Below are 12271 nucleotides of genomic sequence, written 5' to 3' on the forward strand. Positions count from 1 at the left end.
CCCAGCCCGTCGGGCCGAAGCCGAAGAGCGCGAGGTCGATCACGGGCGGAGGGCGTCGGGGCGCCGCATCAGCTCGGCGGCATCATGTCGAGCTTGAACCACTTGTCCTGGAGCTTCTTCAGCGAGCCGTCCGCGATCTCGGCCGCGATGGCCTTGTCGAACATCGCCTTCAGCTCGGGCTCGTTCTTGCGGATGCCGACGCCGGTGCCCTCGCCGAGGTCGGGGCCGCCGCGGAACTCGGCGCCCGCGATGGTCAGATCCTTGGCGTCGGGCTTGGCCAGGGTGGCGAGCTGGACGGATTCCTCGGCGAAGGAGGCGTCGAGCCGCCCCGCCATCAGGTCGAGGTCGTTCTGCTCGGCCGTCTTGTATTCCTGCACGGTGGCGACGTCGTCGAAGTAGTGGTGCACGAAGTTGGCCTGGATGGTGGCCACCTGCACGCCGATCGACTTGCCCTTGAGCAGCGCCCGCATGCCGTCGATGACCGGCTTGGCCTTGGCCTCCTCAGTCCCCATGGACAGGATCTCGCCCGTGCCGGGCAGCTTGGCGAGGTCGCTGGCCTTGGGCACGAGGAAGCCCGAGGGCCCGGCCGCGTAGGACCGGGAGAAGTCGATCACCTGCAGGCGCTTCCCGGTGATGCTCATGCCGGCCATGATGGCGTCGAACTTGCCCGCGTTGAGCGCGGGGATCATGCCGTCCCAGTCGTTCTGCACGACCGTGCACTCGACCTTCATCCTGGCGCAGAGGTCGTGGGCGAGGTCGATCTCGAAGCCGGCCAGCTTGCCGTCCGGCTGCACGAAGTTCCAGGGCTCATAGGCGCCCTCGGTGGCGATCGTCACCTTGGTCCAGTCCTTGGCGGAGGCCGGTGCGACGGCCAGGACGGCGGCGAGGGCGGCCGAGGCCAGGAGCGCGATGCGCGACATGGTGGGTCCTTTTCAGCGCGGCGCCGGGCGGCGTCCGACGGGTCGGATGATTGCAAGCGTCGGGCCGCGCGCGTCCGGCGTCAAGACACCAGCAGCAGCGCCGACACGTCGTGCGACGCGGGCGGCGTGGCGCGGCGGACGGTGTGGCGGCCGCGGCCCCGCGCCTTGCTGGCGTAGAGCGCGGCGTCGGCCTCGGCCATCAGCGCCGCCGGGGTCGCGCCCGACCGCGCGCCGACGGCCACGCCCACGCTCGCGCTGACCCGGAGGTCCCGGTCGCCCAAGCGGTAGGGCCGCCCGAGCGCCTCGACGACGGCGGCCGCGAGGCGCTCGGCCGCGAGCCCATCCGCGACCTGGGCCTGCACCAGGACGAACTCGTCGCCGCCGAGCCTCGCCACGAGGTCGTCGGGCCGGACCAGGGCCAGGAGGCGGTCGGCGACGGCCTGCAGCAGCAGGTCCCCGGCCGCGTGGCCGTGGGTGTCGTTGACGACCTTGAAGCCGTCGAGGTCGAGGCAGTGGACGGCGATGCAGCGGCCGGCCGCGGCGGCGTGGGCGGCGCGGTCCGCCAGGACCTCGTCGAGCGACAGGCGGTTCGCGAGGCCGGTCAGCGCGTCGCGGCGGGCGCTGTCGCGGCGGCGCAGCGAGGTGTCGATCTCCGTCACGGCCTGCCGGTGGAGCGACATCATGGTCTCGAGGCCGGTGACGAGGAACAGCACGAGCAGCAGCGCCTGGGCGGCGAACAGCAGGTCGTGGCGCGACAGCAGCACCGCCACGGGAGCCGCCACCAGCACCAGCATGCGGGGCGCGGTGACCCAGGGCCGGGTGGCGGCGCGCGCCATGGTGCCGGCGGCATAGCCGAAGATGAGGCCCGTCATCAGCATGGCGCTGCCGAGGTCGTCGCTGAGGAAGGTGCGCGCGGCGGCGAGGCCCACGAAGGCCGCGCTGCCGAAGCCCGCGGCGGCGTAGCGCGACTCCCACCGCGACAGTTCGGCGCCCGTGCGTGGCGCCCCGCGGTACAGCCGCACCACGGCGACGTGCGCCGCCGCCGCGAGTCCGCCCGCCACGACGAGGCCGGCCAGCAGCGGATCCCCCATGCGCGAGGCGACGAGCAGGCCGAACAGCGTGAACAGCGTGCCCATGGCGCCGATCGACACGGCGTTGGAGAAGAGGCGGTCCACCAGTTCGGCGCGGAGGGCGAGCTTCAGCTCGATCTCGCTCGAAGCGGTGGCGGCGCGAGACAGCATGCGGGCGTCCGGGGATTGTCGTCTTGAACGACACTGTGGAACAGGACGGTTGAGGAATCGCGAACGCTGCGTCAGGCTCCCGGCCTCGGGGATGGTGACGATCTTTCTGTCCGAGCCAGATCGCCATGGCTGCGAGCTTCGCGAAGCCCATGACGTTTGCGGGCAGCTCGTCCTGTCGGGTGGCAACGCGCCTGAACTGCTCGATCTCCTCGACGAGGCGGTCGACAGCGTTACGTGCCCAATCGACGTGTTCGCCGTCGGAGCGTCGATGCTTGCGGTTACGATGATCGTTTACTCATTTGCCTCCGCGTCTGATCCTCATCTGTCAGAAGAGCCGGCGCGAAGAGCATGGTGACGATGCTCGCGGTCGGCCATGTGGCGGCGTCGCTGGCGCAGGTGAACCCGCCTCGCAGCGCGAGCCCTGCCGGCGGGCTATACGCACTGGCGCACGGTCCACGGCCGGTTCCGGCGCTGGGGCGAGAAAGGTCTGCCCGAGGCCTGATGCGCCGCGTGGCCCGGCCGCGGCGCCGGGAGCACGACCCGCGCCAGGCCGTGGTGGACACGCAGTCGGTCGAGGCCATCCCGGTGGGAGGACCGTGCGGCTTCGACGCCGCCGAGAGCGTGGCCGGACGACGGCGCCCGCCATCGTGCCGAGGAGCATGCAGGATCGCGACTGCCCACGGCCGACCCTGAAAACAGCAGCATGAGACGACACAAACCGGCTCTGAGGCTGGGGTGGCCGATTCTGGCGATCACCCGTCTCTATTGCGGCGCCGGACGGTCTCGGGTTCTTCTCGGTCAGTCGACGACTGAGTCCCTCATCGTCGCCTCGATGCCCGCGGCCGCCCCTCCGATGTGGTCCGGCGCTTCCAGCGTCGCGGATTCCTCGGCCGCGATCCTGCAGGCCTCGCGCGGCCCCTCGGCCTCGATCGTCTCGTCGTAGAGCTTGCGGCCGGCCTCGTCCGCAACCGTCACCTTGAACTTCGGCATCCTCGGAACTCCCTCGCGCGCCCAACGCGCGGGGCGGAGCCTTGTGCCGTCGCAGGCCCCGCGAACGCTATTCCGGGGCGGGTAGCGATGTCTCGACGCCCTCGATCTCGACTTTGATGATCTCCCGGGCGAGCGTCCGAACGCAGCCGAGCAGGCCCTCGACGGCGGCGATGATCGACGTGTGCACGATCTCGGGATCCTGCGCCGCGGTCGCGGTCAGCAGGTCCGCGTGCAGCTGCTCGGTGACGTTGATCACGTCCCCGATCGTCATGGTCCTCGCCTCTGGCATTCCGTCCCCCTTCGTCGCGTGCTGCCCCCCATCGCAGGTCGCGGCCGCGCCGTCGAGGTCCACCTCCGAGGCCGCCGCGGCCGCGCCAAAACCTGCTCCGCGCCGGTCCACTCCCTCCTCGGCTTCTTCGTCCCTCGAGGCGCGGCGTTTTTCCGCTTCGGGGCACCTCCGGCATCGATGCTGACCGGAACCGCTCACCTGGATCGGCAGCTGTCCCCCTCGCCGACATCCACCGCCGGCACGTTTCACGCCGAGCGGCGGCGCGCCTCCGAGCGCTTGCCCTCCTTGGTCTCCTCCTCCCTGGCCTCGGTCGCTCCCCGTGAGGTGGGCGGCTCTGTCGGTTTCAGCGGTCCCGCCTCGAGCTCAGGCCACCCGCGCTCTCTCGGCTGAGCATCGATGCACTCTGACAGGTCTGATACTCAGTCCCGATACCGATCTGAGATCAACGGAGGGCGCTTGTCCTGCCACCGGCTGTGAGCTACCGTTTCTTTCTGTTCTACCATCCAGCGTTCGGGCACCATCAAGTTCCGATGGTGAATGACAGTCCGACTGTCGCTTTCTCCCTTTCAGTTCCGAGCGCCACCACCGCCTCGCGGGTCCGTGTTTCGGCTGCGCTCCTCGCCCCGATCTGCTAATCCCCCTGCCGGCCCGCGATGTTCGCCGGGCGAGGCGATCGTCCGGGCCGACCCTTGGCCGGCGGTCCGGAGTCCCATGATGACCGCTGACACGTCGAGCCTTCCCGCCCACTTCGACCCCGAGGCGATCGAGCCCGGCCTCGTCGAGCGCTGGGTCGAGGCCGGCGTGGGCCGCGCCGACGTGGCGTCGTCGAAGCCGAAGTTCTCGCTCGTCATGCCGCCGCCCAACGTCACGGGCCAGCTCCACATCGGCCACGCGCTCGACATGACGCTGCAGGACGTGGTGGTGCGCCACAAGCGCCAGCGCGGCTACGACGTGCTGTGGCTGCCCGGCACCGACCACGCCTCCATCGCGACCCATTTCGTCGTCGAGCGCGAGCTCGCCAAGACGGGCGACACGCGCTTCACGCTCGGCCGCGAGGAGTTCCTCAAGCGCGCCGAGGCGTGGCGCGACCAGTCGGCCGGCGCCATCCAGGGCCAGCTCCGCCGACTCGGCTGCACGCCGGACTGGTCGCGCGAGCGCTTCACGCTCGACCCCGTCATCACCCGCGCGGTGATGCGCGTCTTCGTGTCCATGTACCGCGAGGGGCTGATCCACCGCGGCACGCGGCTCGTGAACTGGGACCCGAAGTTCCGCACCGCCGTGTCCGACCTCGAGGTCGAGACGCGCGAGGTCGAGGGGCACCTTTGGCACATCCGCTATCCCCTGGTTGAGGATCCGTCGCGCCACGTCGTGGTCGCCACCACGCGGCCGGAGACGCTGTTTGGCGACCAGGCCGTCGCGGTGAACGGCGCCGACGAGCGCTATCGCGACCTCGTCGGCACGCTCGTCGCGCTGCCGCTGACGAGGCGCACCATCCCGATCATCGCCGACGACCACGCCGACCCGGAGCAGGGCTCCGGCGCCGTGAAGATCACCCCGGCCCACGACTTCAACGACCACGCGGTCGGCCAGCGCCACGGCCTCGTGCCGCTCGACGTCATGACGGTCGACGGGCGCATGAACGACGCCGTGCCGGAGCCGTACCGCGGCCTCGACCGCTTCGAGGCGCGGCGCGCCGCCGTGGAAGCGCTCGACGCGCTCGGGCTGATCGAGCGGATCGAGCCCAAGATCGTGCCGCAGCCCTTCGGCGAGCGTTCGGGCGTGGTGCTGGAGCCGCGCATCACGGACCAGTGGTTCATGAAGACCGAGGGCCTCGCCGCCGCGGCCGGCGCCGCCGTGCGCTCGGGCGAGACCACCTTCGTGCCCGCCAACTGGGCCAACGTGTTCCACCGCTGGATGGACAACATCGAGCCCTGGTGCATCAGCCGCCAGCTCTGGTACGGCCACCAGATCCCCGCCTGGTACGGCGAGGACGGCGAGATCTTCGTGGCCGAGTCGGAGGCCGAGGCCGCCGATCTCGCGCGCGCCCACTACGGCCGCGACGCGGCGCTCACCCGCGACCCCGACATCCTCGACACGTGGTTCTCCTCCGCGCTGTGGCCCTTCGCGACGCTGGGCTGGCCGGAGGCCACGCCCGAACTCGCCCGCTACTACCCCCAGGACCTGCTCGTCACCGGCTTCGATATCATCTTCTTCTGGGTCGCCCGGATGATGATGCAGTCGATCCACTTCCAGGGCCCGGCCCCGTTCCGCGACATCTACATGCACGGCCTCGTGCGCGACGCGCAGGGCCAGAAGATGTCGAAGACCAAGGGCAACGTCATCGACCCGCAGGACCTCATCCGGCAGCACGGGGCCGACGCCACGCGCATGACGATGATGATCCTGTGCGGCCACGGCCAGGACATCCGCCTGTCGCCCGACGCCGTGCGCCCGGCGCGGCTCTTCGCCAACAAGCTGTGGAACGCGGCCCGCTTCGCGGGCTTCTACCGCTGCTTCGACGGCTGCCGCGGCGCGGCCGCGCCGGTGCCGGCCTCGCCCGCCAACCCCATCGACGCCTGGATCGTGGCGGAGCTCGCCGCGGTGGCGCGCCGCACGCTCGCCTCGCTCGACGAGTACCGCTTCTCGGACGCCGCGACGGGCCTCCAGGCCTTCGTGCGCGACACGTTCTGCGACTGGTACGTCGAGTTCGCCAAGATCGCCCTGACGGGCGAGGACGCCGCGGCGGCCGACGACACGCGCGCCGTGGTGGCCTGGTGCCTCCGGACGGTCCTGCAGCTCCTCAATCCCTTCATGCCCTTCGTGACGGAGGCGCTGTGGGACGGCAGCGCGCCGGGCGAGGCGCTGACGGCGGCGCAGCTGCCGGACTTCGAGGCCCTGCCGGCCCGCTCGGAGGCGCATGCGCAGGTCGAGGGCGTGATCGCGCTGGTGTCGCGCATCCGCTCCGTGCGCAGCGAGCTCAAGGTCGCGCCCGGCAAGCCCGTGCCGCTGCTCGTGTCCGCGCCGTCCGACGCGGCGCGCGCGCTGCTCGACCGCTTCGGCCCGCAGATCCGCCGCCTCGCCAACCTGTCCGGCATCGACGTCGCCGGGGAAGCGCCCGAGGGGTCGGTGCGGCTCGCCGTCGACGGCACCGACTACCTGCTGCCGCTCGGCGACGTGGTCGACTTCGCCAAGGAGCGGGCGCGGCTCGAGAAGGAGCTCGCCAAGGCGCTCAAGGACGCGGGCTCGGTGTCGGCGCGCCTCGCCGACGAGGCCTTCGTGGCCAAGGCCAAGCCCGAGGTGATCGAGACCAACCGCGGCCGCCTCGTCGCCCTGGAGGCCGAGGCCGAGCGGCTCCGGGCCGCGCTGTCCCTGATCTGACCGGGCGGGACCGCCCCCTCTCCCGCGGGGGGAGAGGGGGCGCTTCGACCATTCCCTTGCCTTTCGGCCGCGCGGATCTGCTAGGAACGCGCTCCAGAGCCTGCGTAGCCCGCGAGAACCAGCCAGAACGATGTCCGATTTCATCCGCGAGGTCGACGAGGAATACCGCCAGGACCAGTTCCGGCGCTTCCTGTCGCGCTACTGGATCCCGCTGCTCGCCGTCGCGGTCCTGATCCTGGCCGCCGCCGGCGGCTGGCGCTTCAACCAGTACCATCGCCAGCAGCAGGCCGAGGCGGCCGGCGCCCGCTACTTCGAGGCGGTCGACGCCTACGCGGCCGACCCCAAGGCGTCGCTGGCCGGGCTCGACGCCCTGGCGCAGGACGGCCCCGCCGGATACCGCACGCTGGCGCGCTTCCGCGCCGCGGGCGAGCTCGGCCGCACCGACGCGCCCGCGGCCGTGAAGGGCTTCGACGCCATCGCGGCCGACGCGGGCGTGCCGCAGGAGCTGCGCGACATCGCGTCCCTCCGCGCCGGCCTCCTCGTGGTCGACACCGCGGAGACGGCGGAACTCGACCGCCGCCTCGGCCCGCTGGCCGACGCCAACTCGCCGTTCCGCTCCGTCGCGCGCGAGATGCTGGCCGCGGCGGCGCTCAAGCGCGGCGACGACGCCGCGGCCGGCAAGCGCCTCGACGAGATCGAGGCCGACCCGCTCGCCTCGCCCGACAGCCGCCAGCGCGCGGGCTTCATGCTCGGCGTGATCCGCGCCGGCAAGACCGCCACGCCGGCGGCGGCCGCGGCCGCCATCCCCGCGGCGAAGCCCGCCGACGGCGCCGAGCCGGCGGTGAAGCCATGAGCAAGGTCGCCATCATCGGCCGGCCCAACGTCGGCAAGTCCACGCTGTTCAACCGGCTCGTCGGCAAGAAGCTGGCGCTGGTCGACGACCAGCCCGGCGTGACGCGCGACCGCCGCGAGGGCGAGGCGTCGCTGTTCGACGCCGACTTCACCCTGATCGACACGGCCGGCCTCGACGACGCCGCCGAGTCGACGCTCGAAGGGCGCATGCGCCAGCAGACCGAGATCGCGGTGGCGGATGCCGACGTGATCCTGTTCGTGATCGACAGCCGCGTCGGCGTCACCCCGATGGACAGCCACTTCGCCGGCCTCGTGCGGCGCGCCGACAAGCCCATCATCGTGGTGGCCAACAAGGCGGAGGGGCGCGCGGGCGAGTCGGGCGCGCTCGAGGCGCACAGCCTCGGCCTCGGCACGCCGGTGGCGATCTCGGCCGAGCACAACGAGGGCATGATCGACCTCTACGACGCGCTCGCGGCCGTGCTGCCGAAGGACGCTCCTTCCCCGGCCGAGGAGGAGGCCGCGCCCCTCGTGCTCGGCGAGGACGAGGACGGCACGGAGTTCGACCCCACCAAGCCGCTGCGCATCGCGGTCGTGGGCCGGCCCAACGCCGGCAAGTCGACCTTGCTCAACGCCTGGCTCGGCGAGGACCGGCTCCTGACCGGCCCCGAGCCCGGCATCACCCGCGATTCGATCGGCATCGAGTTCAAGTGGCGCGACCGCGACCTCAAGGTCTTCGACACGGCCGGCCTGCGCAAGCGCGCCCGCATCGAGGACAAGGTCGAGAAGCTCGCCGCCGCCGACTCGATCCGCGCCGTGCAGTTCGCCGAGGTGGTGGTCGTGCTGCTCGACGCCACGATCCCCTTCGAGAAGCAGGACCTCACCATCGCGTCTCTGGCCGAGCGCGAAGGCCGCGCCGTCGTGATCGGCGTCAACAAGTGGGACCTGATCGAGGCGCGCGGCTCCAAACTCTCGGAGATGCGCGAGTCGGCCGAGCGCCTGCTGCCGCAGATCCGCGGCGTGCCGGTGGTGCCCGTGTCGGGCCGCGACGGCTTCGGGCTCGACAAGCTGCTGGAAGCCTGCTTCCGCGTCGCCGAGACCTGGAACCGCCGCCTGTCGACCTCGCGCATCAACCGCTGGCTTTCCGCGGCGCTCGACGCCAACCCGCCGCCAGCCGTCAGCGGCCGCCGCATCAAGATCCGCTACATGACCCAGGCCAAGGCCCGGCCGCCGACCTTCGTGATCTTCGGCAACCAGCTCGCCGGCCTGCCGAAGTCCTACCAGCGCTACCTCGTCAACGGCTTGCGCGAGACCATGGACCTGCCCGGCATCCCGATCCGCATGGTGCTGCGCCAGGGCGACAACCCCTACGACAAGCGGCGGCGGTAGAGCTCATACCCGGTTCAGCGGCCTGAAATCTTCAACCTCCCTCATCCTGAGCCGGGCGCGGAGCGCCCGTGTCGAAGGACGCAGGAGCGGGCCGCTGCTGAAGCGGAGGGCGCCTGCGTCCCCTCGGTGAATTCGGGGCAGGCGCTTCGACACGGGCCTTTCAGGCCCGGCTCAGGATGAGTGAGGTCGTGGATTACAGCCCTTCGCCGCCGGTCTCACCCCCGTCCACGATCGTGAGCCACGGCCAGCGCGCGCGGTAGTCCTCGGCCTTGGCGCGGAACAGCGCCGGGCGCGGGTGGCGCGGGTTGACGCGCAGCACGCCGGCCGCGAGGTCGGCGAGGCCGTAGGGCGCGTAGACCTCGCCCGTGTCGGCCGCGATGCCCACGGCCGTGCAGGCCACGAGGAAGCCGTCGATCCCGTCCCGGACGGAGCGGAGGGGCGCGCGCGGCTCGCCGAAGCGCCGCTCGTACCAGAGGTGCACCCGCGCCTGGTTGCGGACCTCCAGCGCGAGGCCGAGCTCGGCGCCGAGCGCCGCGGCGCGGCGGATCGCCCGGTCCTCCGCTTCCCACGACGTGTCGGCGTCACAATAGAAGACGTCGTGGTCGCGGATGCCCCGAGCCGCCGGGTGGCCGGCCTCGACGTTCCACACCGTCTGGAACAGGCAGACGGCGGCGAGGTGGCACTGCGGCAGGCCGAGGTCCGGCAGGCGGCCGAGCAGGGCGGCGACGCCGGGGTTGCGGCGCACCGCGCGCGTGAACTCGTCCGGCGTCATCCCCGGCCTCCATCGCGGGCTTGCCCCGGCGCCGTGCCCCTCCCTATGACGCATCGACCTTGTCCGGAGACTGCCCGATGCCCTTCGACCTCAGAAGCCTCGCCGTCACGGTGGTGCCGCCCGCCGGGCCGCTGCGCGGGCGCGTGTCGCCGCCGGGCTCGAAGAGCATCACCAACCGCGCGCTGCTGCTCGCCGGCCTCGCCCGCGGCACGAGCCGCCTCACCGGCGCGCTGAAGAGCGACGACACGCGGCTGATGGCGGACGCCCTGCGCGCCATGGGGGTGCGGGTCGACGAGCCGGGCGACACGGAATTCGTGGTCACCGGCGACGGCAGCCTGCGCCCGCCCGCCGGCCCGCTGTTCCTCGGCAACGCCGGCACGGCGACGCGCTTCCTCACCGCGGCCGTGGCGGCGGTCGACGGCACCGTGGTGGTGGACGGCGACGCCCACATGCGCAAGCGGCCGATCCGCCCGCTCGTCGAGGCGCTGGCCGCGCTCGGCCTCGACGTCGCGGCGCCGAGCGGCTGCCCGCCCGTCACCGTTCGGGGCCGGGGCCGCGTGCCGGCCGGTCGCGTCGCCATCGACGCCGGCCTGTCGAGCCAGTACGTGTCGGCGCTGCTGATGATGGGCGCGCTCGGCGAGGGCGAGGTCGAGGTGGCGCTCACGGGCGCCGAGATCGGCGCGCGCGGCTACGTCGACCTCACGCTCGCCGCCATGCGGAGCTTCGGCGCCGAGGTTGTGCAGCGCGACGCCACCATCTGGGCGGTGCGGCCGACGGGCTATCGCGCCGCCGACTTCCACGTCGAGCCCGACGCCTCGGCCGCGACCTACCTGTGGGCGGCCCAGAAGCTGACCGGCGGCGCCATCGACCTCGGCACCGCCGCCGACGCCTTCACCCAGCCCGACGCGCGCGCCAAGGCGGTGATCGACCTGTTCCCCCACATGCCGGCCGCCATCGACGGCTCGCAGATGCAGGACGCCGTGCCGACGCTGGCCGTGCTGGCCGCCTTCAACGCTGAGCCCGTGCGCTTCACCGGCATCGAGAACCTGCGCGTCAAGGAATGCGACCGCACGCGCGCCCTGTCGACCGAGCTCGCCCGCATCCGCCCCGGCCTCGCGCGCGAGGAGGGCGACGACCTCCTCGTCGCCTCCGACCCCGGCCTCGCCGGCCAGGCGCTGCCGACGCGGATCGAGACCTACGCGGACCACCGCATCGCCATGAGCTTCGCCCTCGCGGGGCTGAAGCTGCGCGGCATCACGGTGCTGGACCCCGGCTGCGTGGCGAAGACCTATCCGGGCTACTGGGACGCGCTCGCGTCGCTGGGGGTAGGGCTGGAGTCTGCAGATCCCGCATAGAATTTTCAGGGCTCGCTGTCCGCGTCCCGCCCCGTGCAGCGCATGATCGGGTGAGACCACGCCCACCGCGGACGCGCCGTGCCGATCACCCTGCAGAGGCCAATCCCGCCCCCCGACCTCGCCGCCAAGGTCGCGAACCTCGGCGATGCCGACCTCCTGCGCCTGCGCGCCATCGCCCGCCTGCGGGCGCGGGGCCTGCCGGGCGTCGACGGATCGGACCTGTTCAACGAGGCGGTGCTGCGCCTGCTCGACGGTGCGCGGGCGAGGCCGGAGGGCGTGTCCCTGGTGGCCGTGCTGGCGATGGCGATGCGGGGCGTCGCCCACGACCATTGGCGCCGCCACCGGCGCGAGCGCCCGATCATGGTGCGGCCGGACGGCGGCGCGGGGGAGGTCGAGCGCCAAGCCGACCCCGCGCCCGACCCGGAGCGCGTCGCCGCCGCCGTCCGCGCGCTGGCCGACATCGACCGGCTCTTCGCGCGCGACGCCGTCGCATTGCAGATCGTCGCCGGGCTTGCCGCGGGGCTGACGGCCGAGGAGATCCGGTCGCGCTACGGCCTCGGCGCGACCGCCTACGACACGGCCCGCCGGCGCATGCGGCGGGCGCTGCTGCGGCGCGGCGCGGACGGAGGCGAGTTATGAGCCGGGACGGCGCGATCCTGTCCGCCCACGAGCGCCTCGTCGAGGCCCTCGCGGACGACCTGCTCGCCATGGCGGAGGACGAGGTGCTCGCCAGCCACACGCCGGCAGCCGCGAGGGTGGCGGCCGACGATCTGCGCCAGCGCCTGCGCCGGGCGCGGTCGGACGAGGCCGCGGCCGACATCCCGCCCGGCCCTCCGTCGGAGGCCATTGGCCGGCCGGAGAAGAAGCCGTGACGTCGCGTACTGGCACGGCGCCATGCCCGGCGCGCGCCTCGCTCACGGCTTCGCCGCCGCCGGGCGTCCTCGGCCTCGCGCTGTCGAGCCTGCACCGGCTGTTCCGCGCCCGGCCGCCGGACGCGGGCCGTCTTTCCGACCGTCAACTCGCCGACATCAGCCTGACGCGCGCCGACCTGCCGGACCACCGCGGATGGCGGCGTTGACGCCGGCCCT

General features: G+C 72.6%; 13 protein-coding genes. 8 read left to right on the forward strand and 5 right to left on the reverse strand.

Going from position 1 to position 12271, the window contains the following annotated elements; all coding sequences use genetic code 11:
* Positions 1-68: 68 nt before the first annotated feature.
* Both L7N97_RS20025 and L7N97_RS20030 read right to left on the reverse strand, forming a co-directional pair.
* Positions 69-920, reverse strand: a complete 852-nt coding sequence (locus tag L7N97_RS20025) for a transporter substrate-binding domain-containing protein (RefSeq protein WP_237480037.1) — start codon at positions 918-920, stop codon at positions 69-71.
* An 80-nt stretch (positions 921-1000) separates the two neighbouring features.
* The gene (locus L7N97_RS20030; RefSeq protein ID WP_237480038.1) at positions 1001-2161 is read right to left on the reverse strand and encodes a GGDEF domain-containing protein; all 1161 of its coding nucleotides are present in this window, start codon (positions 2159-2161) and stop codon (positions 1001-1003) included.
* Between the two features lie 91 nt (positions 2162-2252).
* On the opposite strand from L7N97_RS20030, the gene L7N97_RS20035 reads away from it, so the two are divergent.
* Positions 2253-2516, forward strand: coding sequence for a hypothetical protein (locus L7N97_RS20035; protein ID WP_237480039.1), 264 nt, complete (start codon positions 2253-2255; stop codon positions 2514-2516).
* A 443-nt stretch (positions 2517-2959) separates the two neighbouring features.
* Here L7N97_RS20035 and L7N97_RS20040 read toward each other — a convergent pair whose 3' ends face one another.
* Together L7N97_RS20040 and L7N97_RS20045 are read right to left on the reverse strand one after the other, a co-directional pair.
* Positions 2960-3151, reverse strand: a complete 192-nt coding sequence (locus tag L7N97_RS20040; protein ID WP_237480040.1) for a hypothetical protein — start codon at positions 3149-3151, stop codon at positions 2960-2962.
* A gap of 67 nt (positions 3152-3218) precedes the next feature.
* Positions 3219-3551 (reverse strand): hypothetical protein, encoded by a 333-nt coding sequence (locus L7N97_RS20045; RefSeq protein ID WP_237480041.1) that lies wholly within the window; start codon positions 3549-3551, stop codon positions 3219-3221.
* Positions 3552-4154: 603 nt separating this feature from the next.
* Here L7N97_RS20045 and L7N97_RS20050 point away from each other — a divergent pair.
* The 3 genes from L7N97_RS20050 to der all read left to right on the forward strand — a co-directional run bounded on the left by L7N97_RS20050 (position 4155) and on the right by der (position 9056).
* The gene (locus tag L7N97_RS20050; RefSeq protein WP_237480042.1) at positions 4155-6818 is read left to right on the forward strand and encodes a valine--tRNA ligase; all 2664 of its coding nucleotides are present in this window, start codon (positions 4155-4157) and stop codon (positions 6816-6818) included.
* A 130-nt stretch (positions 6819-6948) separates the two neighbouring features.
* Positions 6949-7671 carry a tetratricopeptide repeat protein gene (locus tag L7N97_RS20055; RefSeq protein ID WP_237480043.1) on the forward strand — a complete coding sequence of 241 codons (723 nt, stop codon included), beginning with the start codon at positions 6949-6951 and terminating at the stop codon, positions 7669-7671.
* Positions 7668-9056: a ribosome biogenesis GTPase Der gene (gene der, locus L7N97_RS20060; RefSeq protein ID WP_237480044.1), complete on the forward strand. Its 1389-nt coding sequence runs from the start codon at positions 7668-7670 to the stop codon at positions 9054-9056. Before L7N97_RS20055 ends, der begins: the two co-directional genes overlap by 4 nt.
* Positions 9057-9249: 193 nt before the next feature.
* On the opposite strand, the gene L7N97_RS20065 is transcribed toward der, so the two are convergent.
* Positions 9250-9828, reverse strand: coding sequence for a nucleotidyltransferase family protein (locus tag L7N97_RS20065; protein ID WP_237480045.1), 579 nt, complete (start codon positions 9826-9828; stop codon positions 9250-9252).
* Positions 9829-9905: 77 nt separating this feature from the next.
* Here L7N97_RS20065 and L7N97_RS20070 point away from each other — a divergent pair, with 77 nt between their 5' ends.
* From L7N97_RS20070 to L7N97_RS20085, 4 genes are all read left to right on the forward strand, one after another.
* A complete protein-coding gene (locus tag L7N97_RS20070; protein ID WP_237480046.1) occupies positions 9906-11183 on the forward strand; it encodes a 3-phosphoshikimate 1-carboxyvinyltransferase in 1278 nt (425 codons plus the stop codon).
* Positions 11184-11261: 78 nt separating this feature from the next.
* Positions 11262-11822, forward strand: coding sequence for an RNA polymerase sigma factor (locus L7N97_RS20075; protein WP_237480047.1), 561 nt, complete (start codon positions 11262-11264; stop codon positions 11820-11822).
* Positions 11819-12055 carry a hypothetical protein gene (locus tag L7N97_RS20080; protein WP_237480048.1) on the forward strand — a complete coding sequence of 79 codons (237 nt, stop codon included), beginning with the start codon at positions 11819-11821 and terminating at the stop codon, positions 12053-12055. Before L7N97_RS20075 ends, L7N97_RS20080 begins: the two co-directional genes overlap by 4 nt.
* Positions 12052-12261, forward strand: coding sequence for a hypothetical protein (locus tag L7N97_RS20085; RefSeq protein WP_237480049.1), 210 nt, complete (start codon positions 12052-12054; stop codon positions 12259-12261). The genes L7N97_RS20080 and L7N97_RS20085 overlap by 4 nt, the downstream gene beginning before the upstream one ends.
* Positions 12262-12271: the final 10 nt, after the last annotated feature.

It is taken from the genome of Lichenibacterium dinghuense, assembly GCF_021730615.1.
Taxonomy (GTDB): domain Bacteria; phylum Pseudomonadota; class Alphaproteobacteria; order Rhizobiales; family Beijerinckiaceae; genus Lichenihabitans; species Lichenihabitans dinghuensis.